Below are 25,728 nucleotides of genomic sequence, written 5' to 3'. Positions count from 1 at the left end.
AGACGCTATCGATGCATCTGTACCAGCGGCGCCCAAGACCTCAGGCGCACACCCCACAAGCAGATTTCGCGCAAGGAACCTGCTATCTCGTTCAGCAATCAGCGTTGGTCTTCGGTCGCAATCGGCGCACCCCATCGGAATGGCGCGTAGCGATTTCGTGGGCAAGGCTCGGTTCACGCACCTATCTGTTTCCTGCGACAACGAAGCGGCATGCGGATTTTTTCTGCATCCCTCACGGAAAATGTTTCCTCAAACGGCCCCATCAGGATGAACGCGACAGCTACCTTTGCCCGCGCGTTGAGGCGGTCTCTCAGGACGCATTGATAGAGCTCGGCATCCTTGATCACCCCACTCGCCTCGCCATTGCTAACTGGAAGCGCGCCCAGGAGGGATGCTCGTGACCGCGAACACGCCTCATAACGATACAGTCGACCGCCAACTCAGTGACCTATGGAACCGACGCGCAACCCTGTCGGCAACTGAATGGGAAACGCTTTACTCAATCATCTGCCACGCCCTAAGGCCAAAGTGTCGCAATATCGTCGCAACGCTGGCCATGACCCCCGATGAGGCGGTCCAGGACTTCTTCCAAGACAAGGTCTTCGCGCTCTCGGATCGTCAGACCAGTGTTGATCACGCGGGTGCCTTGTCTACGTTCTACACAAATTACCTCCTGAGCCGAAAGCGGGATGGATACCTGAAGCATCGCGTGCATCCAACCAGCGAGGATGAAAACCCAAGTGAAACGCTCGCCGAGCTCCATCAAAAAGTTCTGAGTCAATCCGCAGGCCAAGACTCAATCGATGGCAACCCACTCACCCAGGGTCTCCATGAATTGGTTGAGGATCAGCTTGGTTCCCTACTATCAAACGAAGATGCGGGCGCACAAGCCACGCAGATACGCGACCATGTCGCACAACTCCTCGGGGTCGAGCTTGCGGACATCACGCGCGAGGCCCAAGACTTCCTTAACGGACAGGGAACTTGGTCAGCACTCGCTGAAGAAAGCACCTGGATTCGGCTCTACTTGCGCTGTCACCAGTGTCCCGACCCAGCGGATGCGATCCCTCTGAGCGCCCTCGCGCGCAAGCACGGCATCCGCTCTTATCACAACCGCGCGATCAAGATCGGCATCACCGTCCCAAAAACCCAAGATGCCGCGCTCGACGCCTTCCGCGCCAGTTATCGGGGCCAGTGGCTGCAGACTCTCGGCATTCCAGTCGACCCCGAGCATCTGGAAGAAATGTCCCTGGCGTTGAAAATTCTCTGCCTGGTTGCGTTGAACAGTCAGGAGCCATGCTGATCGCGTCTTGCACGGATCGCGCATCAGCCTTGGCTGTTTTTACAACATGATCGAATGTCGTTCGATCAATAAAACTGATACACGCCCAGTGCCGGCACCCATGAGGCGTCTTCGGCGCAAGGCGCGAGGAGTACATCACATGCGCGGGCTCTCACCGTCTCTCACCACGATCGAAGCAAACCTGTTTGATCCCTCTGAGGCCCTGGTACAACGCTACCTTGATGATGATCTTTCGCTGCCCCCTGAGCAGCGCGAAGCGCTGGCAACGGACGCCGGCGTACAACGCTATCAGCAAGCGCTGCAGGAGATGCAGACCTCAGATCAGGCATCCGAGGCCGATCAGGCGCCCGAGGTGATCGCACCAGTTCCGTTACCGCCTCGGCTTGCTGAACTAGTACAGCATCGCATCGACGCACAAAACCTCCGCTTGCCCACCACGCCCCAACCTGGATTGATCGTGCGGATCGATCAAGCGATGGGGCCGCATGGCCCTTTGGATTGGGATATGTCACGCCCATTCTTTGCGTTGCTATCGGAACCGACCGAGCACAGGGACATTTGGTATGGCTGGCTGATGGCAAGCGAAATGGACTATGCGGGACACTGGGATCTGCTGCTCGAGGATAGCGATCAGCCCTATGAACCGCTTGCGGCCATGGTTCAGACCTGGAATCCGGTTCACCTCTATGTGCCGGCCATCAGTGCCGCACTGGGTCAGCTCTCGCCGGACCGACTGGCGGCTGTGCGGGCACTAGCCAACGATCTTGGCGGTGAGCAGCCAGACCTCAGCAAGGCGGCGCCGGGAACCTTGGTGCAACGCACCACCTCGGCGGGTCATCTCGTGTTGACGGGCAGCCCTTTGGGTGACGCGACCGATCCGCGATGGCGCTATCAGGAACTCTACTTTGAGGCCGCCGGTTTTCTGCGCGCCATGGCACAGAACGCCCTTGAGCAACGCGCCGCATCCCAAGCCCAGCCTTGGTGGGAAACCCTGCTGAATGCGTTCAAGGCCGCCGCGCAGGCCGCCGACCTGTCGCTGATGCCGGTTCCCGTGGCAGCGCTCAGCGATCAAGCGCCATCAGACAACGGCAGAGACGTTGCCAGCGAACAGGCGCAGCGCCTTGGCGATCTGGTCGAGTTTCGCCTGCTTACCTCGAATGAAGGAGACGCGGTTCAGATCCACCTGACACGCGTGCAAGAGGAACCCCTGAGCGTTGGCATTGCACGGGGTGACCAGGTGAGACAGCAGACCTTGCTGAACGCGGATCACCCAGAGGTCGATTTGTTTGTCGGTGCCGACCAAGACTGGACGTTTTTCATTCGCGATGACAACGATCAAGTCCTCTTTTTTGTCGAGTTGAGTCGTGTCCGTGCTCCCCAATAACAACCTGATCGAAGAGGCCTGGATCTGGCCAGAAGCCGACGGTGTGCGCTGGTGGACGCCCAACCACACCGAATTCCTCAACCTGACTGGCCCCTTCGCATCGCACAGCACCGAGAGCGTTCGCGCCCTGCGTGATCATCGCAAGTGTTCGAACCTCCGGTATGCGCTCGCCGAACCGCTCGGCGAGCGTCTGGCTGACTTGCTCAGTCAGGGGCATCCACTGCGTTTGCATCTCAGCGAAGCGCTGGACGTTCTCTGGCAGCAATGTCCTTACGAAAGGATGCACGCTGGCGGCAACCCGCTGTTCGGCACCCTCTTGGTGGAACGTTATGCGGCTAAGGAGACGCAACCACGGCCACCGATCCATCCAAGCCGGTCGATCGTCGTGCTGAACCTGCTATCGGCTGATGAGCCGATTCAACCCACGCAGTCTCTGCCTCAAGGCATCGCGCAAATCATCGACGGATACACGGCGGTCCGTTATTTCCTTGAAAAAGCCGATGTCGCCGAACTGGGCGCCTTGGTTGTCGTCTCGCACGGCACCGAGTCGTTGACACAACAGCCCTTCCGCTTGCCCGATGGCAGAAGTTGGACACTGCCGACGCACCGCGGCTTACCCCCCTTGGTCATCCTGCTCGCCTGCGGCAACGACGAGGGCAACCTAGTCTGGGATGCGCCCAGGCTGCTCTCTGCCGGTGCACAAACCTGCTTAGCACCCTTGGGCCGTCCCTGTCCTGAAGCAGCCGGTCGTTTTCTCGCTGCGCTCTTACCCGCATGGCAGGCTGGCGAGCAAATCGGCGCCGTTCTGCTCGACCTGCAAAGCGCGGCGGAGACCACTTCCGGTCGCGGTGCGCGCCTGATGCAGTTGATGGGTCGCGCCGACTTGCGCATGGCTGATACCCCTCGGCTTGAGGAATGCGATGACCAAACCTTGGCGAACGCCTCGCGCGATCACGACGAGGAAGCCCTACGCGTCTTGCTGAATCGGCTGACACTGCGCTGTTTTCAGGCCGACCATCCCCTAGACAAGGCTGAAAAAGCGCTTCGGGAACGCCTCAACGTCGGCTACTTAGACGAGCAGGCCGAACGATGGCTATTCGCTCAATTGCAACGCCAGAGCGACCGTTGCTGGTTACTGTCACAGGTCTGGGTGAAAGCCTTGGAGGCTCATTTTGCCGAGGCTTACGATCACCGCCAGATCCAGAGACTCGAACAGGCTCGCCGCACCCTCGAACGCGCTCAGGTCGACATGCCAGCCCCAGCCTATCACTACTGGGCCAAACTCGCCTACCGTCATGGACGTTACGCCCTCTCTCTGCAAGACATCGCCAAAGGGCTGTCGGCGCTCAGGCCGGAGAGTTTGTGTACCCGCGCCGCCGGACTCATTGGGCACCTCATCGGATTGCTCGTGGATGTTAACCTGCCCGACCCGGCGGCGATCTTGGTGCAACAGTTGGAGGACTGCCTAGCGCAACGCGTTGACGAAGAAGCGCAGGCGGAACAACACAAACTCCGGGATCGCGCGGCGCGTATTGCCCTGCGGCAAGGCAAGCCGCAACGCGCAGAGGCCATCTACCACATCAAGCGCGAGGAAAGCCGACGACTGCAAGAGAATGGACATCGTGAACTGGCGTGGCTGCTCTATATTGGTGCTTGGCATGACCCTGAAGCATCGCTCCCCCTCGCGGCCGAGGTGCGCGACTTGCTTGTGAACGCGAACATCCTGCAACAGGGTTTTGGCCCCGGCAACGAAGACCAGATCTATCTGATGCGAGCCTACGCCGCCTGGGCATGGCGAGCAGGCAGCCAGGAGGCGTGCGATTTTCTCTTCGGATTTGTGGAACTGTTGCACAAACAGTTCATCATGGGCGACCCCGGACCGCCGGGCTTCATCCTCGCCTTCTTGCATCTCAGCCGTCGCGACGGGATTGACCTGCCAGATTCGCTGCCCTCGTGGGACACGGTTGTCGTCGCCTTGGAGAAGGAGCGGTATTTTTTGGAGTTGACCGCCCTCAATGCCCTGCTAGGAAGATCCTCTGAAGCCGCCAACATGCTCCGGCGCGTCCAGGCACAACGCACGACAGAGACGCCGCTTCGCTTCCCTGACTGGCTGGGTGATGGTGAGCTAAAGGACTGGTCGCAACTGATCAAAGACCGCGCGGCATTCGAGCAATCAGTGCTTCCGCTTGGCCAAGCCGTCACGCCGAAACAGCTGATTGATGCTGGACTGCTTCCACTGTGAAGTTCATGATCACCGCGCTGCCCATCGAACTCATCCGCTACCGCCTGATCTTCGAAACCCTCGATCCCCTGAGCCTGCCCGACTATCCAGGCTCGGCTTGGCGTGGTGCCTTTGGCCATGCCCTCAAAGCAAGCGCCTGCACTCAGGCCCATGGCCAGTGTAACGCCTGCACCGACCGTCCCGGCTGCCCCTACCCCCCCCTCTTCGACGCTGAGGACGAAGCCGCCGCCGTACGCCCCTTTGTCTTCGAGCCGCACGCCAGCAGCGGTTACTTCCCGCCCGGCGTACCGCTATCGCTTGACATGGTGGTGTTTGGCTGGCTCAACCAATGGTTGCCGCTGCTACTTGACAGCTTCCAGGCGTTAGCAACTCAGGGATTGGGTCAAACTCAACGCGCCCGGCTGCGGCTGGTCGAGGTGCGCGCGCAGACCGACGCACATCATGATCGCTGGCACGCCCTGACCGGCTTTGAGCAGCTTCGCTTTGGAAGCCTGGAATCCTGCTACCCACCACTGACGCTCGCGCCCATCGCCATCCCTGCGCCACCATCGAGTGCGGTGCTTGATTTCATCACCCCGCTGCGGCTTAAATTTCGCGGCCGCCTAGTGAAGGCCGACGCCTTTGGCGCCCGCGATCTGCTCATCACCCTAGCGCGCCGCATGGAGGCCTGCGCCACCCTACTGGAGTCCCTGCCGCGACCACCTGCGCCCGAGCACTGGCTCGCCGAGGCCGATAGCCTGATCACCCAAGCGCAACTGGCCTGGCGCGACACCAGCCACTATTCCAATCGCCAGCGCGAAGCCATGAAACTCGGCGGCATCACTGGCACCTTACGGCTCCAAGGGCCGGTGCTCGAACGCATCTGGCCCTGGCTGTGGCTCGGACAGTGGCTGCACCTCGGCGCATCAAGCACCATTGGGCTTGGCCAATATCGGCTAAGGTAAGGCAAATAGGCCCGCAAAGGCCCGTTGTTACGCCACCAGTTCGGTCACGCCAAGCGCTGCGCGCAATTGCTCCAGTTTTAGTCGCCCCTGCTGCTCGAACCAGGTTTCTGCCTGCGAGAACCAGCGATGAAAAAACACCCGCGATCCAGCTTTGCTTAAGCGGCAGCCATTGACCTCATCTTGATTAAAATCATCTATCTTCAGTGTTTCACCCGAACAAAGTGTCAGCACAAACTCATCCACCCAAGGCCGCAGTGGCTCAATCAGATCCAGCGCCAGACTCGTCCGTCCGGATGCCGGCGCATGCAAGAACCCGAGCGTTGTCTCAAATCCCGCTCGCGCCGCCAAACGTCCCAGGGCATGACCAGCCATCGTGTAACTCAAGGACATCAGCGAATTGACTGGATCGCGCGGCGGGCGTCGATTGCGCCCTTGAAACCCCCAACTCGCATCAAGCAAACCACCCCAGGCTTTGAAATACCGCGCGGTAGCCGCACCCTCAACGCCCATCAGTGTTGCGATATCGCGGCTCTGACGCGCACTGTGTACGAAGCGCTCCAGCGGCACTGCCAATCCATGATTGAGCAGACACTCCTCCTGCGCCTCGATCTTGGCGATGACAATCGCTTGGGCAATTGCCAAGCGCTGCCCCGAATCGAGAAATCGCCCATACTGCGCAATGCGCAGCGCCAAGGCACCCTCCGGCTGCGGCAGCAGATGCCGGGCGCCATCCCGTGCGCGCTTCGGTAAAATCACCAAGCTAACACCTGCTGCCAGCATCTTATTCAAAAACCAACTCGACAACCAGACGTCCTCGCATAGGACGATCTGTTTAAGCGCTCCGATACCAATCCGCTGGACCCGCTGATCTGGCTGTTCCAAGATCACCACATCCGATTGCAAGCGCAGGTGTGCCTTGGCCTCGTCAACGATCAGCGTTGCTTTTTCCATCAGCGTCAACCCTCCACGCTCGCCAGTTCGGTCTTACCCATCTCATTTACACCGAGGCCGGCCAGTGGTGGCGGAGATCCCGCGAAAAACCACAGATCATCGGCACCTGAGAGTACATAAACGCGACAGTCATCCTCTTGCATATTCAGCAAGTCTCGTAGCCGATTGACTAGTGCCGCCAGCGACGCACCCGATCCTTGATACACATAGACCGATCGCTGAACAAAGATTCCCACACTGCGGGTTGCCTGCTGCACCCGCCGTAATCGTTTAGGATGGCGAACATCGTAGGCCAGCACATAAATGCCATCCGCCGGGAAGCGCGGCACGCCCTCAGGGAGCCGCGCAAAACTGGGTGCGGTTGGCGCCGACAGGACCATCACTGGACCATGGCCACGCCGTGATAGCCTAAACACAATCAAACTGTCGGTCTCTGGATCAACCTGCTCAGCCAACTCTACCCCCAAAGCTTCCGCCTGACCGGGCGTCACAATCGCCTCATGAACCGAGAGTTGACCATCGAGTCGCCACCGCTTCAGCACACGACGCACAGCGCGCGCATTTTTGGGCGACGAGATGTCATAACTGAAAACAAACATCGCCCGCTCAAATCCTGACCGCTCAAATCCGGATGCTCTTTCCAACAGTGACATCTGACTTCCCCTATCGCCCCGGAAAGTTTATTTTCAATAACCGCTACTCATGACCACAGCAAGGTTGCAGTCGGAGTTGGCAGCGCCTTCCCGAGAAAACGCACAGCCCGTGATGATTCGACCAACTGCGTTTTCTCGGGGTGCAACCTCAAACCTAGGCGTTGCAGACTGCTCCCGGCCACGTCCAGCGCGTAATGAGCCTCCGAGCGTTCATGTCCAAACACAATAAAATCATCAGCGTAGCGCACGAACCGAATACCTGCTTCCTCAAAATCCATATCCATGTCGTGCAGATACAAGTTACATAAGAAGGGAGACAACACCGAACCCTGCGACAAACCGACCCCTCGTTCACCCTGCATTGGAGGTGGAACGCTTTGCAGGAAACGCGCAACCAGGAGCACTAATTCATCGTCATAACAGAGTCCGGTCAGAAACTCCAAAACTGGTTCATGTGCAATCGTATCAAAACACTCCGCAATGTCAGCATCCCCCAGCCAACGGTCACCCATGCGCACGAACTCCCGTGCCATCGCAACGGCCATATCCACAGTACACAAAGGACGATAACCATAGCTACGGGAATGGAACACAGCCTCCCCCAAGGGTTCGAGCACAGTCAAAATCGCCCGTTGAATAAATTTATCTCGAACCATGGGGGCGCAAATCCGCCGTTTTTTGCCATCAGCCTTAGGTACATCAAAGCAGCGAACCGGCTGAGGTCGGTACCGTCCAGTAACCAACTCATCGACAATGCGCCCAACGTGCAGAGGCAAATCTCGCGCCATGTCCTCCATCGTGAGATCCGATGTCCAGCGCGAACGGTCATTGTGCACTGCACGCCAAGCTGTATTGAGTACCTCCGGACTTACCATGCGCTCAATCATCTGCCCCATCGTCGTTCTCCCAAGCTATATAGGCTCGTGCTCCGCCCGAAACGCGCGATTCAAAGGTATCAATCCGTTACAACGCACGTAAACGAGCGATTTTCACTACTTCTCACAGAGTAGAGGTTCCGCCGGTAAGGAAATAGCATAAGAATCATAGTCTTATAAATCTGCAAACCTGCCTGTTGGCTAGCGTCGCCTAGAACTCTGTGCCATACTTCCATCACCCCCTGACCGAGAGAGGTCACGCAAGCATGCGTCCATGGCCGATTAAACAACTGTTATGTAAGCGTTTATCTCGGTTATCCACAGGTGGGTCAGCTGCATCGAGCCGAATCAGAGGCGATGAAACCATTGTAATGAATGTTATCCATCTCAATTCTCGTCAGCTGCATCGAGCCGAATCAGAGGCGATGAAACGGGTTATCAAATCGAACAGGGAAGAATCCCTGGTCAGCTGCATCGAGCCGAATCAGAGGCGATGAAACTTCTTTTTCAGTAATCGGATCGACAACTCGCGCGTCAGCTGCATCGAGCCGAATCAGAGGCGATGAAACTTCGTAGAGATAGCTGAACACCACCCTTGCCGGTCAGCTGCATCGAGCCGAATCAGAGGCGATGAAACAACTGCAAAATATACCTCATACTCTTTGTTGATCGTCAGCTGCATCGAGCCGAATCAGAGGCGATGAAACTTTTTTTGTGGTGTTCATTGACTTCTCCAAAAGGGTCAGCTGCATCGAGCCGAATCAGAGGCGATGAAACATTTTACGAAGAACCTCAAATCCGAGTCTGAAAGTCAGCTGCATCGAGCCGAATCAGAGGCGATGAAACCAGATATTTCGCCGGGTGGAGTTCAACTATTATAGGTCAGCTGCATCGAGCCGAATCAGAGGCGATGAAACTCCAAGTTTGGTGGGTAAACGAAGACTAATAATCGTCAGCTGCATCGAGCCGAATCAGAGGCGATGAAACACTTTGCGAGTCATGATTTCCTTATCGGTCTGGTCAGCTGCATCGAGCCGAATCAGAGGCGATGAAACTAATATTAAGTAAATAATTTTCTTCGCCTTTATGGTCAGCTGCATCGAGCCGAATCAGAGGCGATGAAACCCTTTCCTTGATCACTTCTTGACAGCCCTAGTGTGTCAGCTGCATCGAGCCGAATCAGAGGCGATGAAACAATGATTTATGATTATAATTGTGATCAAAACGAGTCAGCTGCATCGAGCCGAATCAGAGGCGATGAAACCTCAGACGAACTATCACAAAATCCAATATCGTTGTCAGCTGCATCGAGCCGAATCAGAGGCGATGAAACTAGAAATTTTAGTCACCTCTCCTTCTGCGTTCTTGTCAGCTGCATCGAGCCGAATCAGAGGCGATGAAACCCTGCAGGATATTGCCATATTTTCCCTGATACATGTCAGCTGCATCGAGCCGAATCAGAGGCGATGAAACGTTTCAGTGGCGTTAAGAAAAACACCCATATCGGGTCAGCTGCATCGAGCCGAATCAGAGGCGATGAAACTTCTACTTTTAGCCAAAGACCCGCATCTGTGGGCGTCAGCTGCATCGAGCCGAATCAGAGGCGATGAAACAATTGGGAAGAAAGGCACGCCAATGATTTCCATTGGTCAGCTGCATCGAGCCGAATCAGAGGCGATGAAACCTTTCGGGTCATGATCTCCTTGCCCGTTTCCGGGTCAGCTGCATCGAGCCGAATCAGAGGCGATGAAACCAGTGTTGAAACCTTTCATCACCGCGTACCCCGTCAGCTGCATCGAGCCGAATCAGAGGCGATGAAACTTTTGGAACTTCGGAGATTGATATATTTGTATTGTCAGCTGCATCGAGCCGAATCAGAGGCGATGAAACTCACGAACGATGTTCGCAACCCAGTTAATGATCGTCAGCTGCATCGAGCCGAATCAGAGGCGATGAAACTTATTAATCAAAGCTGGTTTGTATATTATTAAGGTCAGCTGCATCGAGCCGAATCAGAGGCGATGAAACTTTTTAGAAATTTGCCTTTTGTTTGTTGAAAGAGTGTCAGCTGCATCGAGCCGAATCAGAGGCGATGAAACAGGGGCAGTTTTATTCAACAAAACCGTTTCCAGGTCAGCTGCATCGAGCCGAATCAGAGGCGATGAAACTCGCCCTTGATATGGCGAACCGTCCCAAGTGGTAGTCAGCTGCATCGAGCCGAATCAGAGGCGATGAAACCAGACGAGCTGAATCTTCAACGATCTCAGCAGGTCAGCTGCATCGAGCCGAATCAGAGGCGATGAAACGAGACCCAGCCCACGCTCGGCTTCCAGCACGCGGTCAGCTGCATCGAGCCGAATCAGAGGCGATGAAACTATGGGGTTCTCTACCATACTTACAGAAGTCATGGTCAGCTGCATCGAGCCGAATCAGAGGCGATGAAACGCCGAACGCTGAGTTTCCTTAGTTGCATTGAATGGTCAGCTGCATCGAGCCGAATCAGAGGCGATGAAACCATTCCCTGTTCTCGCATTGCTGCGAGCATCGGGGTCAGCTGCATCGAGCCGAATCAGAGGCGATGAAACTTCTATTTATAGAACTCTTCGTCGAGTCTAAATCGTCAGCTGCATCGAGCCGAATCAGAGGCGATGAAACTCGGGTCATTCTCATAGAATTCATTGATATCGTCAGCTGCATCGAGCCGAATCAGAGGCGATGAAACGATGGGCTTTCGCCGCTCGGTTATGAGCCGAGGTCAGCTGCATCGAGCCGAATCAGAGGCGATGAAACGGAATAATACGCCTAGCATATTATACTCCTAAGTCAGCTGCATCGAGCCGAATCAGAGGCGATGAAACTTTGGGCATTGATCTCTACAAACTCTTCGTAACGGTCAGCTGCATCGAGCCGAATCAGAGGCGATGAAACACTAGTTGAAGCTGGAGATTGGGATAATTCATGTCAGCTGCATCGAGCCGAATCAGAGGCGATGAAACGAACTCGTCCTGCACAAACAATTGAAGTTGTAGGTCAGCTGCATCGAGCCGAATCAGAGGCGATGAAACAATTGGCGTGAACAAGGACGGGTTTCTCTGAAGAGTCAGCTGCATCGAGCCGAATCAGAGGCGATGAAACCTGAATGTATGGCGTCGAATAGTTTAAATTCAGTCAGCTGCATCGAGCCGAATCAGAGGCGATGAAACCTACAGACACGTATGGTGCTGTAACTTTTAGCTGTCAGCTGCATCGAGCCGAATCAGAGGCGATGAAACCCTCCTGGGGTTCCGATTCAGTTCCGTCTGAAAAGTCAGCTGCATCGAGCCGAATCAGAGGCGATGAAACGTTTGCCCATTGAGCAAAGCAAATAGACCATCCATGTCAGCTGCATCGAGCCGAATCAGAGGCGATGAAACAAGGGTTCAAGCCGCCTTTTTACGGGCGACCTCGTCAGCTGCATCGAGCCGAATCAGAGGCGATGAAACTGTTAATGGACGAATCACCTGGTCTTGCCAAACCGTCAGCTGCATCGAGCCGAATCAGAGGCGATGAAACTAAGACGTTCAAGAATCACCAGACCCGCCTGATGGTCAGCTGCATCGAGCCGAATCAGAGGCGATGAAACTCACGAGTCGCATTCCGGTGACACCTTCCCCAATGGTCAGCTGCATCGAGCCGAATCAGAGGCGATGAAACCCGCTGTCGCCGCATAAGGCGCGGCAACTTTAGCGTCAGCTGCATCGAGCCGAATCAGAGGCGATGAAACACATATCCCATAACTGGAGGTTCAGAAATGAACGTCAGCTGCATCGAGCCGAATCAGAGGCGATGAAACTACAAAGTATCCAACGATCCAAGCGGTTGCCGCAGTCAGCTGCATCGAGCCGAATCAGAGGCGATGAAACTATTCTTCTACAATAGCTTGGGCTTTAAATTTGGTCAGCTGCATCGAGCCGAATCAGAGGCGATGAAACGCGGCATTGATGCCGCGAGTGACGGCGTAACCCGTCAGCTGCATCGAGCCGAATCAGAGGCGATGAAACAATTAATCTTTTTAGATAAACTTTGTTTCAACAGTCAGCTGCATCGAGCCGAATCAGAGGCGATGAAACGAGTACTTTGAAAACTCAAAGACATCCGTCTCCCGTCAGCTGCATCGAGCCGAATCAGAGGCGATGAAACTAGATTGCTCCATTATTTTGATGACTCCAAGTAGTCAGCTGCATCGAGCCGAATCAGAGGCGATGAAACTTTATTTATATTTTAAAATGGAATACCATCGTGTCAGCTGCATCGAGCCGAATCAGAGGCGATGAAACAATCTCCTTCAAGGTGTCCAACCTTGAAGCTCGTCAGCTGCATCGAGCCGAATCAGAGGCGATGAAACCTTACAGGAACCTCATTTGTTCTGTGAGTTTCTAAGTCAGCTGCATCGAGCCGAATCAGAGGCGATGAAACGATTGGCCATTGCAATCTCTTTAGCAGCATCTAGGTCAGCTGCATCGAGCCGAATCAGAGGCGATGAAACGTGTTAACGCTCTCTACGAGCGCGGTCTTGTCTGGGTCAGCTGCATCGAGCCGAATCAGAGGCGATGAAACCTTTCTTAGCCTTGTCAGAAACCTGGCGCTTAAGTCAGCTGCATCGAGCCGAATCAGAGGCGATGAAACTATCTGATTATTCTCCTTCCGTTAGTTTTACTGGTCAGCTGCATCGAGCCGAATCAGAGGCGATGAAACTTCCTTTGTGTTCGCTGAACCATTTTTCTCCGTGTCAGCTGCATCGAGCCGAATCAGAGGCGATGAAACAGCAACACCTTGGTTTCTAAACTTTTTTGGAACAGTCAGCTGCATCGAGCCGAATCAGAGGCGATGAAACTTTTCTTTCCTTGATTTTTTTCGAAATCTTTGAGTCAGCTGCATCGAGCCGAATCAGAGGCGATGAAACTAGCTGAGGCTCTACATCACGCTGCCACTTCTCGTCAGCTGCATCGAGCCGAATCAGAGGCGATGAAACGGAGCGGAAGCTGTCTACTTCACCGACCATCCTGGTCAGCTGCATCGAGCCGAATCAGAGGCGATGAAACATGTCCGTAAAACCCTTTTGGGTTCATAGATTGAGGTCAGCTGCATCGAGCCGAATCAGAGGCGATGAAACGTTTTATTTTCGGAGTCCTAATCTTAGGAACTCGTCAGCTGCATCGAGCCGAATCAGAGGCGATGAAACCCCCTGCCTTGAAGACAGCTTCCACTCCATAATGGTCAGCTGCATCGAGCCGAATCAGAGGCGATGAAACTTTGGAGGGTTAAGATGAACTGTGCAACCAAACAGGTCAGCTGCATCGAGCCGAATCAGAGGCGATGAAACCATTATGTTTTTTTCATCGCTGGTCCTAATTTAATAGTCAGCTGCATCGAGCCGAATCAGAGGCGATGAAACCAGGTCTGTCAATTGTAACAGGATAAGTTGCCGTCAGCTGCATCGAGCCGAATCAGAGGCGATGAAACGCGGGATTGAGCGGTAAATCCATCATTTCTCGCTCGTCAGCTGCATCGAGCCGAATCAGAGGCGATGAAACTTTAACAGAAGGACATAGTTGATTAAAACTATACGTCAGCTGCATCGAGCCGGATCAGAGGCGATGAAACCAGATCTTCTCTCTTTGGCTCATAGTATCGCCTTGTCAGCTGCATCGAGCCGAATCAGAGGCGATGAAACCAACCTTCCATACAGCCTCTTACCAAGATCTCATGTCAGCTGCATCGAGCCGAATCAGAGGCGATGAAACTGGCCGAATCCAATCCCAGGAAAGTTTAAATGAGGTCAGCTGCATCGAGCCGAATCAGAGGCGATGAAACCCTTAAAACCCGCGTACATCGACTATACCCATGGTCAGCTGCATCGAGCCGAATCAGAGGCGATGAAACGGATCAATACAATTTTCAAGGTATTGGCTGCTAGTCAGCTGCATCGAGCCGAATCAGAGGCGATGAAACACGCCAAATTAATGGCATTGATGACGCCTCCAAGTCAGCTGCATCGAGCCGAATCAGAGGCGATGAAACTCCAGCGCCTCCAGTGCTACGTTGCATCACCGTGTCAGCTGCATCGAGCCGAATCAGAGGCGATGAAACATTCGGGTTTGTCCTCAGTCGAATTCTAGAGGAGAGTCAGCTGCATCGAGCCGAATCAGAGGCGATGAAACCAACACGGAATCTACGAACTGGATTACGGATAGAGTCAGCTGCATCGAGCCGAATCAGAGGCGATGAAACTTTTTTTGGTGTTTTCCGCCGCCGTGATTCCACGAGTCAGCTGCATCGAGCCGAATCAGAGGCGATGAAACTTTCTTTGTTTATTTTCTTTGATCTTTTCTTGGATGTCAGCTGCATCGAGCCGAATCAGAGGCGATGAAACTTTTAAATGTCGCTTTGGTCTGACCAAAAATGTTAGTCAGCTGCATCGAGCCGAATCAGAGGCGATGAAACCATTGCCAAAAGCCGGACTAATGGTACAATGGTCAGCTGCATCGAGCCGAATCAGAGGCGATGAAACAGGAAGGAAACTGATTTCTCAGTTATTCGGTCTAGGTCAGCTGCATCGAGCCGAATCAGAGGCGATGAAACGGCCATCTTTAGCATAGCAAACGCAGCTCGTAGGTCAGCTGCATCGAGCCGAATCAGAGGCGATGAAACGGTTGTTTCTTCCTGCTTATTCGCGGTGTTGAAGTCAGCTGCATCGAGCCGAATCAGAGGCGATGAAACTTATTCGCGGTGTTGAACCCGCGCATGACTGCATGTCAGCTGCATCGAGCCGAATCAGAGGCGATGAAACGGATTTTTCGACTTGGGAGCGCATCATGTGGACGCGTCAGCTGCATCGAGCCGAATCAGAGGCGATGAAACTATTACTCTTGGTTCCTTTACTAGTATACCAGGGGTCAGCTGCATCGAGCCGAATCAGAGGCGATGAAACATATGGGTTAATATTCATAGTACGTTCAATAAAGTCAGCTGCATCGAGCCGAATCAGAGGCGATGAAACCACAGTTCATTTGTTACCCTCCTGGGTAATTAGTGTCAGCTGCATCGAGCCGAATCAGAGGCGATGAAACTTGGTCTTTCAGGCATTGCCTCCAGACAACCTGGTCAGCTGCATCGAGCCGAATCAGAGGCGATGAAACGTAAGATGCATTATCACCGAAACATTCGACATGGGTCAGCTGCATCGAGCCGAATCAGAGGCGATGAAACGGTCCACTGGGGTTGAGGGGGAGATTCATCATCTGTCAGCTGCATCGAGCCGAATCAGAGGCGATGAAACAATATAAGCAAACCAGGAAGGATAAAGCACACGGTCAGCTGCATCGAGCCGAATCAGAGGCGATGAAACTCGTTGATTCCAACCCGAGGGTTAGAAACATCGCGTCAGCTGCATTGAGCCTAGTCAGATGCGATGAAACGCTCACTATCTCAGTACAAAAACAGTCCGATACGTTTGTGTTCTTAATACTTGAGAAGCTGTTGTACAGCGGCCGTTGTCTAGCCGCTCTTGTCCCTGTCCTCGCCTGGAGCGCGAGAAAGTGGTTTGAAAAGTTCGTGTTCACTTGGCTATGATCGAAGACATCCTGCCAGCGCCACTCAGCCGCACGCTGAAGACGCGGCGAAGCCAGGTCTAGTCGAACTAAGGCCAAGGAACCACCAGCATGACGCTCAGCCCAACTGACCCCCGCCCCCCCGGCCATCTGCTTCTGCTGATCGGGAGTAACCCGGTACCCAACGCCGTGGCTGCTCGACGGCTGGCCGGACCACTCACCCGAGTCAGCCTGCTCCACTCGAGCGAGTCCCGTCTGGTCGCTGAGCGCCTGGAGTGCTGGCTGCGCGAGCACTGCGCCCTGTCAGCTGACCAAATCGCGCTGGTGGCGCTTGATCATCCGGGCGATGAATACCGACCCGCAGCGATTCGTGCGACCCTCAACCGGCATCTCGATTCCCGCTGGTCCCAGGCTGACTTTTGGTTGCCAGGGGCTCCGCGCACCGTCCATCTGCACTACACCGGCGGCACCAAGGCGATGACGGTGCATGCCTATGACAGCCTGCGGCGCGCCAGCGACAGGCACGACGCAGTGAATGAATTCTCTGCGTCCTATCTCGATCCTGACGGCTTGTGCCTGATGTTCGACGATGACAGTTTCGTCCCTTTAGCCGATAACGTGCTGAAGATGGAAGATTTCCTGACTCTTCACGGCTGGTCTCTGGCGACCAAACCCGGTGAGCAGCCAGTCTCTGAACCGCAGGCGGCGGATCTGGCCATGGCGCTGTGCCACGATCACGCCCGAGAAGGTGCCGAGGCCTGGGATCGATGGGTTGGCTCTGAGTTAATGCCTCGAGTACGCAAGCCGAAGCGCTCAGATGTGCCAGCGCGCTTGGCCGGCGAGACGACGGCTTGGCAGCCTGCGGAACTCCCCAAAGGCGATTTTCTTGGCGGTAAGCTCAAAGATGTCATCCTGCCCTGGCCCGATAGCCCCGCTTGCGCGGCGTTCACCGATGAACTGGCCAAGCATTCGATCACGCAGCAACCGCTCGGCGACTGTGCGGCGGCGCTTGGTCTGTCCTCGGCTAAGGACTTGGCTAGGTGGCTGGAAGGCCAGTGGCTTGAGTCCGCCGTGTTGCAGGCCTTGCTGAACCATCAGGAGGCCTTAAAGCTGCATCAGGTCTTGATGAATCTAAACCTGATAAAGCCGGCAAAGATCGAGTTTGACGTCATCGCCATTCGCGGGTACCGACTGTTCGGTTTCTCCTGTACCACGGGCGATCAGCCAAAGGGGTCAATCAAGCAGAAGCTGTTTGAGGCCTCGATCCGTGCGCGCCAGATGGGCGGGGATGAGGCCCGTACGGCGTTGGTCTGCTGCACGAAGAACCCCGACGCCGTGCAGCGAGAGTTGGAAAGCGAGTTCGACCTCAAGAACAAAATCCGGGTGTTTGGCCAAGCGCATTTGGCGACGCTTGGGGAGCATCTGGCCGATTGGATTCAGTGATCCTGAGCAGATTTGCCCCATTAGCTCACCATCAGCAGCGGAACAGCCACCATGGAATTGCTCATTGCCGACACGAGCGGCATCCAGACTTATATCTTCGGCAGCAACCGGCTGCGAGAGAACATCGGGGCCTCGTTTTTAGTGGAACAGGCGACTCGAGTGTGGGCGCTTGACTTGGTGCGGGAACTGACCGCCGGGCAGTGCAATCTCACCGCCGAGCGCGAGATCGATCCATCCTGGTGTCTTGATCCAGGCTCCAGCGCTCTTGCTGCCGAGGTGATTTATAGCGGCGGCGGTAATTTTCTCGGTTTGTTCGGCTCGGCAGAACTCGCGGAACGCTTCGAGCGAGCCTTGTCCCTGCGGGTGTTGACCGATGCACCGGGGTTGAATCTGGTGATGGCGCGCGAGTCCTTCGATTGGACCGGGGCACCTTTCGCGGCAGTCTATCAGCAGTTGCTCGGCACCTTGGCCCGTGCCAAGGAGGCTCGCCCAGTCTCGCTGCCTCTGGCCGGGATGGGCGTGACCCGGCTGTGTCGTTCCACCGGGCTGCCGGCGGTGGGGCTGGATCGCAGCTTCGGCCAAGCGCGACCGGCCTCGGCGGAGATCCTCGCCAAGCTGGCGGCCGCCCGCCACGGGCCAGTAGAAGCGCGGCTGCGCCAGGTAACCGGGCTTGCGGAGACGGATCAATTCGTTTTCCCGACTGACCTCTCGGAACTCGGCGCTAGCCATGGTCGCAACAGCTATCTAGCGGTAGTGCATGCTGATGGCAACGACATGAGCGGTCGCTTTCAGCGGGTGCTGGTGCAACACGCCGAGGATTCTCGTGCCTGTATCCGCGCCCTGCGCGCGCTTTCCGCAGGCGTGACCGAGGCAGCGCAGGTGGCACTGCGGGAGATGGTCACCACCATCAAACAGGCGGTCACACTGACGCATGGCCAGGCTAAGATCGGTGTCGCGGATGAGCGGCTGCGCGGTCTGGAGATCACACTCAGTCCTGAGATGAAATCCGATCGGCACGGCCAGCCGCCGACATGGACCGGGCGCTGGTACCTGCCGCTGCGCCCTCTGGTATTTGGCGGTGATGATCTTGCGTTTATCACCGATGGCCGTATCGGCCTTGAGGCAACGGTAGCCTTGCTACAGGCCTTTGCCCGACACAGCGCGGGGCTTCCCGATGATCAGGGCGCGGCTAGCGCCTGTGCTGGAGTGGCGATCGGCAAGGTCACTCGGCCCTTTTCTTCCGCGTATGCACTGTCCGAAGCGCTGTGTCAGAACGCCAAGCACGCGCGCCGCGAGCATCATGTGGCGGGCGCGATGCTGGACTGGCATTTCGGCGCCACCGCAACCGACGATGGGCTGGAGCGTCTGCGTCAGCGTGAGTATGGGCTGCGCCTGCAGGGACGCGAACGCTCGCTGCTGCTGCGCCCAGTGGCACTGGTGGCAGAGCCTGGCTTGCGCGGTCGCTCTTGGACGGCAGTGCGCTCGGGGATCAAGGCGTTTCAGGGGGCGGACTGGCTGGGTCGGCGCAATAAGACCAAGGCATTGCGCGATGCCCTGCGCGGTGGCTCAGATGCGGTGGAGCTATTTCGCAACCAGTTTCTCGATGGCGGCGAGCTGCCCGCGGTGGAAGATGGCCGCGAGCATTGGCCACGCACTGGCTGGGATGCGGATCTCTGCGGCTATTTCGACGCGGTGGAGATCTTCGATCGTTTCCTGTCGCTGACGCAACCGCAGGATGCTCGCCGAGAGGAGGATATGTGATGGAAAACCGCTGGGAATTGCGCCTAACCCTGCGCAGCGATGCCAGCTTTGCCGCCGGTGAGGGCCTAGCCGGGCTGCTGGACTTGGAATTGCAGCATGACCGCTGGGGGCTGCCCTATCTGCGCGGTCGATCACTCAAAGGGCTGCTGGTCGAGGAGTGCGCCAATCTGCTCAGCGCCCTGACCTTGCGGCACCATGAACAGGCGTTGACGTCCTTACAAGCCGCCGCGCGCGCACTGTTTGGTGTGTCGGGCGCGGCGGCTGAAGGTCAAGGCCAGCTAAGTCTCGGCGATGCCCAATTGCCGGCGGATTTACGCGCAGCAGTGCGCGTCGAAGTCGATAGTGGACGCCTGACGCCGAACGCCGTGCTCGACGCTCTGAGCGGTATTCGCCGGCAGACGGCGATGACGCCCCAAGGTGCTCCAGAAACGGGCAGTTTGCGTTCTCAACGGGTGCTCTTACGTGCCACGGAACTGCATGCTGAGCTGACCTTCGGCCGAGCGCCTACGGCGGAACAACTCGGACTACTCGCGGCTTGCGTCGCCTGTCTGCGCCGTGCAGGGGGGCAACGCAATCGCGGTCTCGGGCGCCTGCGATCCGCCTTGTACGAGAATGATACCGAGGTCACCGAGCGGTATTGGCAAGGTCTGAAACCATTCATCTTGGAGGCCGGAGCATGAAGGTGGTGACCTATCGGGTGCGGTTGCGCCAACCACTGCTGGTGGCGGGTCGCACGGGCGATCCCAACACGGTGCGTAGTCTGGACTATCTTCCCGGCAGCACCCTGCGCGGGGCGTTGATCGGGCGCTATGCGCAGAGCCAAGGCCAAGCTAGGCGCTGCGATGCCACCGACGCCGATTTTCGGCGGCTGTTTTTCACGGGTGCCGCCCGCTTTCTCAATGCCTATCCTGAACAGGATGGGAAGCGGTCACTGCCAACCCCCTTGTCTTGGCGCCGGCCCAAGGATGATGCCAACCGCATTCAGGACTTCGCGCTCGAGCCGCCGCCGCCACAGGACATGACCCAATGGCAGCGAGTCGGGGCACCTTTCATGCTGGCCGCTGACGAGGAAGACGGTACCGAGGTCATGCTGCTCACGCCCGAGCGCGAAATCAACCTGCATACTCAGCGTGATCGCCTCGCCGGCCGCGCCACCGAGGACGCCGGCGATATTTTCAATTACGACTGCCTGGCTCCGGAGCAGCAGTTGATCGGGGCCGTGCTCTGTGAGGACGGGGACAGCAAAACACTGGCCGCCCTGCTCCAGGGTTCGCATCGTCTTGGCCGGGCGACCAACACCTATGGCGCGGTAGAGATTGATCTGCTGAGCACCCAGGCGCTTGACGACTGGCGCGAAACATCATCCGCCGAACCAGCACAGGAGGATGCACTAGCCGGTGACGGGGATCGCCTGCATCTCACCCTGATCAGTGATCTTCTGGTCCGCGATACCCTAGGGCAGGCGCGCCCCGATGCCCAGACCCTGGCCGCCACCCTAGGGCGGTTTTGGGGGCTCGATCCGCCGCCCCGTGTGGAGCAAGCCTTTTTGAGCACTGGACTGCGAACTGGCTTTAACCGCACCTGGGGGCTGCCGCTGCCGCAGGAACCGGTGTTGACAATGGGATCGGTGGTGGTGCTGAGCTTCACCGGTGATCAGCACCCGGATGAGGAGGGCCTGCGCCAATTGGAGTGGGACGGTCTGGGCGACTGGCGTGCCGAGGGGTTCGGGCGGCTGCTGAGCAATTGGTCAGGCGAGCGGGCACACTGGACGCGGCTTGAGCCGCGCGGCGCTCCCGCACTGGTCCCTGCGATCACCTCTGCTGCCGGTCAACGCTTGGCCCAGCGTATGGCCAATCATCTCGGTGAGCGTGTTCTCGAGGGCGCCATTTTGCGATCCGCACTCGGCCCGACGCCGCGATTGGCCTTGACCCCGCCGCCGCCGGTGTCGCAACTGGCCCGTCTGCGTGCCGTGGTGCAAAACGCCCTACTCCAAGAAACACCGACCCTGGCTGTTTTGACCGAGTACCTGTCTGCTCTGGCCAAGCCGGCCGAGAAGCATCTGCAACGCACACGCATCGGGCAACAGCCGTTCGATGACTGGCTAAGGCAGATCGCAGACCTGGAAAATCAGCCGGATCAAGCCTTGCAGATGCTTGGGCTGAACAGCACCCAACTGACCGGCATCGGCACTGTGCAACCCGAATGGAATGCCGTCAGGGCACGGCGTGTCTTGTTGCAGTTGGTCGATGCCGTGTTGGCTAGGGCATCGAAAGCTCAGCGGAGGGAGTCTGCCCCATGAAGCATCCTTTTTGGTCTGGTGAGGCTTCGCGTCAGATTCGCAAGCGTGTGGTGATTGAAGCCGATTTACTTCTGGAGACCCCGGCTTGTTTAGGTGCGGGTGATGGCGATAGTCAGGTGGATATGCCGCTGCTCGTCGATCCGCTCGATGGCCGCACGCCGCTGCTGACCGGTGCCTCCCTGGCGGGTGCGCTGCGCGCCTATCTGCATGATTGCGAGTGTGGCTATGGTGCATCCGCCGATCAGCAGGAAACCGGGTCGCATCTGTTCGGTGGACAGCGCGCGGACAAAGACGGAAGACAGAGCGCGCTCATCATCGACGAGGCCTTGGGCAAAGAGCATCAGTTGGAGATGCGCCAGGAAGTGGGCCTTGATCCCCAGTCCCGCACCAGTGCCCAAGACCGCTTGTTCAATCGCGAACTCTGGACGGCTGGAACCCGTTTTCCGCTGCGCCTGGAATTGGTGGTGGGCGCCGAGGACGATGAGGCCCGACTGCTCCAGTCGCTCGCCACCGCGCTGCACGGGCTGGAAGCCGGCGAGATTTTTCTCGGCGCGCGCAAGCGGCGTGGCTATGGCGCATGTCGGGTGACCGAGTGGCGGGTGCGTGCTTTCGATTTCGCTCGGTGCGAGGATCTGATCGCCTGGATCGAGCAGGGCGATGCTGAGCTGGCTTCTGGCGTGGCGGGCGTGGCAGTTGGTGCAGACATTCACTCACTATTGGATGTGGCCGAGCCGCTAGCCGATCAGCGGCGGCGCTTCCGCTTGACGGCAATGTTTGATCTTGATGGCTCGCTGCTCATGGCTGGGACCGATGCGGCGATCGGGCCGGACAAGCAGCAGGCGCATAGTTTGCGTCCGGGACGCGGTGAGGTACCGGTGGCGCCAGGCACCGGATTGGCAGGTGCGCTGCGCGCCCGCGCCCGCGCCATCGCGCAGACGTTGGCCGCGGATGACCAAGCAGCCAACGCGCTGGTGGAGGAGGTCTTCGGCCCCAAAGACATCGGTGCCGGCAAGGCGGCCTACGCCTCGCCCTTGCGTGTCGCGGAAGCCGTGATCGAGGGCGGCAGTGATGACTGGGTGCAATGTCGCATTCGCCTGGATCGCTGGACCGGCGGGGTGTTGCCGGGCGCGCTCTTTAATGCGCAGCCGATGAGCGGTGGCCAGTTAGCGTTGCATCTTGAACTGCGACAACCACAGCCGCACCAGATCGGCCTGCTACTGCTATTGCTGAAAGATCTGTGGCTGGGCGATCTGCCGCTGGGTGCCGAGATCGGCAGCGGACGCGGGCGACTGACGGGGCGCGAAGCACAGCTCGGCCTCACGTCACCAGAGACGGATCAGCATTGGCGGCTGGTCGCCGAGCCAGCCTCTGGGGAGCTTGCCATCGAAGGCGAGCGCGAGGCGCTGGAGGCCTATGTCAGTCAGCATCTGCACCAATGGCTCAGGGAAGGTCCACAGGATAGACCGCAACAGACCGAGAACAGCGTTGAAGGAGCGTCAGTATGAGCCAGCGCACACTGCATCACTGTCCCGCTCTAGCGCAGCTGATCGTGGATGATCCACCCTCTGAAGATGATTCGCTGCGTGCCTATCTCGAAGCTCAGGCTGAAACCTACCAACTGCATTGGTTGCTAGCGCATCTGGACGATGGGGTGCTCTGGGGCCGGTTCGACGAGGGTCGCCTGATTACCTCCCATGAGGCCGCTGAAGGACACGAGCGTGCTCGGTCCTGCAGTCCACCACTCCGTGCCCTGACGCTGCAACAGGCGCGGCTGTTCGCACCGCATGCGGAAGTATTGGTGTGGCGCGATGACACGAACAGCCTCAAAGCGCGTTTGATGCGGGACACCAAGGAAGGCGAAACCCCGATCTGGCAGGAAGGTTTCGATGAATCTCAACTGCTGTGGGGTGATTATGCCCATCCCCTCGTGCAAGGTTTCAGCCTGCTGGAGCAAGGCCAACAGGGCCTGCTTCATACCCCACCGCTGGCGTTGAGCGGCGAGATTGACCCGCCACGTTTGCGTGTGCGTCATTACCTGAACAGCAGCGGCTTCGCCCGCATTGATACCAGTCGTCTGTGTGAGCTTTCAGCTGGAGGAGAGCGCTCATGAGTGCATCGGCCTTTGTCAAACACCTGCCGCAACAAGGAAATCCCACCGAAGATGACCGCGTATCACGCGCGCCATATAACTTCGTCCCCCTGCCCGAGCGCGTGGTGCGCGCGGTCGATGAGGCCGGGGAGCTGCCGGATCACGATCGCTTTTCCCCTGAAGGCTATCCGCATAGTGGCTGGTTCGAGGTGCGTCTGACTACAGAAACACCGCTGTTCATTCGTGCGCCGCTGCGCTCACAACAGTTTGCCAAGCCGGATGAGAACAACCCGGATTACACCAAGCGCACCAAGAATACCCCCAACTTTTTCCATCGCGGCGAGATCACTGAGCCTGTCATCCCCGGCAGCAGTCTGCGCGGAATGCTGCGCTCGCTGATCGAGGTCATTGGCTACGGCAAGCTCACCCAGGTGACCGAGCGTGGGATGATCTATCGGGCGGTAGGCGACACCAGTTCGCTTGGCGGCGCCTATCGGGACCAGACCTTGGGTCCAAACAAGAAGCTAGCCGCGACGCTGCATTTCGATTATCCCTCGTCCCATCTCCAGGGCGGCTACCTGTGCCGCTATCAGGGCGATTGGGCTATTCGGCCAGCGCGCCGCGACGCGGCAACGTTTGATGAGTCGATCATTCGGGTTCCTTTCGAACAACTTGGGCAACTGCGATCCGCAAGCCGGGGTAATCACAAGGTTCACCCGATCTGGGTAAAGCCTGCTCGACGCGAGGATCATCCGCGCGGTAACGGCGGTCTGGTACTCACGATGACTGAAACCCCAGCATCCATTGAGCATCGCGACCCGCAAGATCGATCTGATAACAAAGATGGCAAACTCTCCGCCTGGCTGATCGAATCAGGCGTACTCAGTGGTAAGAAGGCGCAATATGCTATTTTTGCCCCTGACCAAAATGCTAAGGCTATCCCGATTCCACATGACATGTGGGAGCACTACACCGATGATCGTGACCTGACGAGGGGTTCTGATGAGCGCGCATCGCGCCCCTTGGGCAAAGATAAAGAACTGCTTGCAGGCGACGGCGATCCTCTGTTTTATCTAGTTGATGCCAAGGGGAAGCTGGCGTTTTTTGGCCCGACCATGATGTTTCGTCTGCCTTACAAGCGAACACCCAAAGATTTAATCCCGGCCCCTTTGCGTCAGCCCCTCGATATTGACCTCGCCGATGCCCTCTTCGGCTATATCCGCTCCAACACCGATTTTGAGGAGGCTAACCTTGAACGTCCTCGACAGGGCGACAAGGCTTGGGCTTATGCAGGGCGGCTGTCAGTGTCGGATGCCCAGTTGGCACCGGATGAAAATACGGATGATCTGTTTTTGGAACCACTGACGCCGCGCATTCTTGGCACACCCAAGCCGACGACCTTTCAACATTATCTGGTGCAGGGGGCAGATGCATCAAAACATGTACGCACCCCTGAAGATGCGATCCGAGCCAGCCGCGAGGCGCTCGAAAAGGTCAATCTCAGTCATTACGATTCGCCCAGTCGGGATATGAACGAACGGGAGTGCGGCCAGCGTACGGTGTTACGCGGCACCAAGCGCTACTGGCATCAGGGGCCGCGCACGACCGCGCAGCTTGCCGAGCACCCTAGCAAGCTCAAATTAGACTCTAAGCAACACACCCGGATGCGGCCCATCGCGCCGACCAAATCGTTTGTGTTTCGGGTGCGTTTCGACAACCTCTCCGACATCGAACTGGGAGCGCTCTGCTGGGCGCTGCATCCCCGGGGCCATCAGGGTAAGGAATACCGCCATCAGTTGGGCATGGGCAAACCGCTCGGCATGGGTTCGATTCGACTCGATGCCCAACTCCATCTGATCTCGCGCAGCACCCGTTACCAGTCGCTCTTTGCGACCGACGGTAACCATTGGCAGCAAGGCGAGCAACAGCGACCTTGCCCGGTCGCTTCTGACACGGTTGCCGGTTGGATTGATCAATTCGAGCAGCACCAGCTCGCGCAACTGAATGCCCCCAAGGACTGTCAGCGCCTGGCTGATCTGCGTCGCATCGGTGCCCTGCTGCGCCTGATGGATTACAGGGTTTCAGGAATGCAGGACAAGCCTTTCATGCCATCACAGTGACAGTCACTCTTAGCAACTCGTGGTTAGAAACTCGTGGTGTGGGTGATCGTGCTCGCTCGGATGTGACTCAATCCC

15 protein-coding genes and 1 CRISPR repeat array are annotated in these 25,728 nt (G+C 57.3%); of the genes, 12 read left to right on the top strand and 3 right to left on the bottom strand.

The window, feature by feature from the left end:
- The first annotated feature begins 11 nt into the window (after positions 1–11).
- The 5 genes from CKO42_RS17260 (at position 12) to cas6 (ending at position 5,873) form a co-directional block, all read left to right on the top strand.
- Positions 12–401 (top strand): hypothetical protein, encoded by a 390-nt coding sequence (locus tag CKO42_RS17260; RefSeq protein ID WP_200246718.1) that lies wholly within the window; start codon positions 12–14, stop codon positions 399–401.
- Positions 398–1,303 (top strand): hypothetical protein, encoded by a 906-nt coding sequence (locus CKO42_RS17255; protein WP_200246716.1) that lies wholly within the window; start codon positions 398–400, stop codon positions 1,301–1,303. The genes CKO42_RS17260 and CKO42_RS17255 overlap by 4 nt, the downstream gene beginning before the upstream one ends.
- A gap of 139 nt (positions 1,304–1,442) precedes the next feature.
- Entirely contained in the window at positions 1,443–2,687 is a 1,245-nt protein-coding gene (locus CKO42_RS17250; RefSeq protein ID WP_200246714.1) for a hypothetical protein, read from the top strand.
- Positions 2,668–4,929: a hypothetical protein gene (locus CKO42_RS17245; protein WP_200246712.1), complete on the top strand. Its 2,262-nt coding sequence runs from the start codon at positions 2,668–2,670 to the stop codon at positions 4,927–4,929. The genes CKO42_RS17250 and CKO42_RS17245 overlap by 20 nt, the downstream gene beginning before the upstream one ends.
- A gap of 5 nt (positions 4,930–4,934) precedes the next feature.
- Positions 4,935–5,873 carry a CRISPR system precrRNA processing endoribonuclease RAMP protein Cas6 gene (gene cas6 / locus CKO42_RS17240; RefSeq protein ID WP_242479479.1) on the top strand — a complete coding sequence of 313 codons (939 nt, stop codon included), beginning with the start codon at positions 4,935–4,937 and terminating at the stop codon, positions 5,871–5,873.
- A 27-nt stretch (positions 5,874–5,900) separates the two neighbouring features.
- Here the strand turns inward: cas6 and cas1 are convergent, their stop codons facing one another.
- Genes cas1 through CKO42_RS17225 form a run of 3 tightly spaced genes read right to left on the bottom strand, consistent with a single transcriptional unit; the run spans position 5,901 to position 8,364 of the window.
- Positions 5,901–6,824: a CRISPR-associated endonuclease Cas1 gene (gene cas1, locus CKO42_RS17235; protein WP_200246708.1), complete on the bottom strand. Its 924-nt coding sequence runs from the start codon at positions 6,822–6,824 to the stop codon at positions 5,901–5,903.
- A 5-nt stretch (positions 6,825–6,829) separates the two neighbouring features.
- A complete protein-coding gene (gene cas2, locus CKO42_RS17230) occupies positions 6,830–7,477 on the bottom strand; it encodes a CRISPR-associated endonuclease Cas2 (RefSeq protein ID WP_200246705.1) in 648 nt (215 codons plus the stop codon).
- A gap of 47 nt (positions 7,478–7,524) precedes the next feature.
- The gene (locus CKO42_RS17225; protein WP_200246703.1) at positions 7,525–8,364 is read right to left on the bottom strand and encodes a reverse transcriptase domain-containing protein; all 840 of its coding nucleotides are present in this window, start codon (positions 8,362–8,364) and stop codon (positions 7,525–7,527) included.
- Positions 8,365–8,680: 316 nt separating this feature from the next.
- Positions 8,681–15,809: direct repeats of the CRISPR family, unit length 36 nt; unit sequence GTCAGCTGCATCGAGCCGAATCAGAGGCGATGAAAC.
- A 243-nt stretch (positions 15,810–16,052) separates the two neighbouring features.
- Here CKO42_RS17225 and CKO42_RS17220 point away from each other — a divergent pair.
- Genes CKO42_RS17220 through CKO42_RS17190 form a run of 7 tightly spaced genes read left to right on the top strand, consistent with a single transcriptional unit; the run spans position 16,053 to position 25,653 of the window.
- Complete coding sequence (locus CKO42_RS17220) at positions 16,053–17,384, top strand: Card1-like endonuclease domain-containing protein (protein WP_200246701.1); 1,332 nt, start codon at positions 16,053–16,055, stop codon at positions 17,382–17,384.
- Positions 17,385–17,435: 51 nt separating this feature from the next.
- On the top strand, positions 17,436–19,145 hold the full coding sequence (locus CKO42_RS17215) for a hypothetical protein (RefSeq protein WP_200246699.1): 1,710 nt from the start codon (positions 17,436–17,438) through the stop codon (positions 19,143–19,145).
- Positions 19,145–19,825 carry an RAMP superfamily CRISPR-associated protein gene (locus CKO42_RS17210; protein ID WP_200246697.1) on the top strand — a complete coding sequence of 227 codons (681 nt, stop codon included), beginning with the start codon at positions 19,145–19,147 and terminating at the stop codon, positions 19,823–19,825. The genes CKO42_RS17215 and CKO42_RS17210 overlap by 1 nt, the downstream gene beginning before the upstream one ends.
- Positions 19,822–21,444, top strand: coding sequence for a hypothetical protein (locus tag CKO42_RS17205; protein WP_200246695.1), 1,623 nt, complete (start codon positions 19,822–19,824; stop codon positions 21,442–21,444). Before CKO42_RS17210 ends, CKO42_RS17205 begins: the two co-directional genes overlap by 4 nt.
- A complete protein-coding gene (locus CKO42_RS17200) occupies positions 21,441–22,949 on the top strand; it encodes an RAMP superfamily CRISPR-associated protein (RefSeq protein ID WP_200246693.1) in 1,509 nt (502 codons plus the stop codon). Before CKO42_RS17205 ends, CKO42_RS17200 begins: the two co-directional genes overlap by 4 nt.
- Positions 22,946–23,554: a type III-D CRISPR-associated protein Csx19 gene (gene csx19, locus CKO42_RS17195; RefSeq protein ID WP_200246691.1), complete on the top strand. Its 609-nt coding sequence runs from the start codon at positions 22,946–22,948 to the stop codon at positions 23,552–23,554. The genes CKO42_RS17200 and csx19 overlap by 4 nt, the downstream gene beginning before the upstream one ends.
- On the top strand, positions 23,551–25,653 hold the full coding sequence (locus tag CKO42_RS17190) for a TIGR03986 family type III CRISPR-associated RAMP protein (RefSeq protein ID WP_200246689.1): 2,103 nt from the start codon (positions 23,551–23,553) through the stop codon (positions 25,651–25,653). Before csx19 ends, CKO42_RS17190 begins: the two co-directional genes overlap by 4 nt.
- Positions 25,654–25,728: the final 75 nt, after the last annotated feature.

Origin of the sequence: Lamprobacter modestohalophilus (genome assembly GCF_016583905.1) — a bacterium.
Taxonomy (GTDB): domain Bacteria; phylum Pseudomonadota; class Gammaproteobacteria; order Chromatiales; family Chromatiaceae; genus Lamprobacter; species Lamprobacter modestohalophilus.
Note: the sequence above shows the minus strand (reverse complement) of the source record. Positions and strands in the feature narration are given on the sequence as shown.

Excerpts from the sequence above, each read along its gene's own strand:
- CKO42_RS17220 (WP_200246701.1), top strand. The coding sequence starts at position 16,053 with ATGACGCTCAGCCCAACTGACCCCCGCCCCCCCGGCCATCTGCTTCTG.
- cas2 (WP_200246705.1), bottom strand. The coding sequence starts at position 7,477 with ATGTCACTGTTGGAAAGAGCATCCGGATTTGAGCGGTCAGGATTTGAG.
- CKO42_RS17250 (WP_200246714.1), top strand. The coding sequence starts at position 1,443 with ATGCGCGGGCTCTCACCGTCTCTCACCACGATCGAAGCAAACCTGTTT.
- csx19 (WP_200246691.1), top strand. The coding sequence starts at position 22,946 with ATGAGCCAGCGCACACTGCATCACTGTCCCGCTCTAGCGCAGCTGATC.
- CKO42_RS17190 (WP_200246689.1), top strand. The coding sequence starts at position 23,551 with ATGAGTGCATCGGCCTTTGTCAAACACCTGCCGCAACAAGGAAATCCC.
- CKO42_RS17260 (WP_200246718.1), top strand. The coding sequence starts at position 12 with ATGCATCTGTACCAGCGGCGCCCAAGACCTCAGGCGCACACCCCACAA.
- CKO42_RS17205 (WP_200246695.1), top strand. The coding sequence starts at position 19,822 with ATGAAGGTGGTGACCTATCGGGTGCGGTTGCGCCAACCACTGCTGGTG.
- CKO42_RS17225 (WP_200246703.1), bottom strand. The coding sequence starts at position 8,364 with ATGATTGAGCGCATGGTAAGTCCGGAGGTACTCAATACAGCTTGGCGT.
- CKO42_RS17210 (WP_200246697.1), top strand. The coding sequence starts at position 19,145 with ATGGAAAACCGCTGGGAATTGCGCCTAACCCTGCGCAGCGATGCCAGC.
- cas6 (WP_242479479.1), top strand. The coding sequence starts at position 4,935 with ATGATCACCGCGCTGCCCATCGAACTCATCCGCTACCGCCTGATCTTC.
- CKO42_RS17200 (WP_200246693.1), top strand. The coding sequence starts at position 21,441 with ATGAAGCATCCTTTTTGGTCTGGTGAGGCTTCGCGTCAGATTCGCAAG.
- CKO42_RS17215 (WP_200246699.1), top strand. The coding sequence starts at position 17,436 with ATGGAATTGCTCATTGCCGACACGAGCGGCATCCAGACTTATATCTTC.
- cas1 (WP_200246708.1), bottom strand. The coding sequence starts at position 6,824 with ATGGAAAAAGCAACGCTGATCGTTGACGAGGCCAAGGCACACCTGCGC.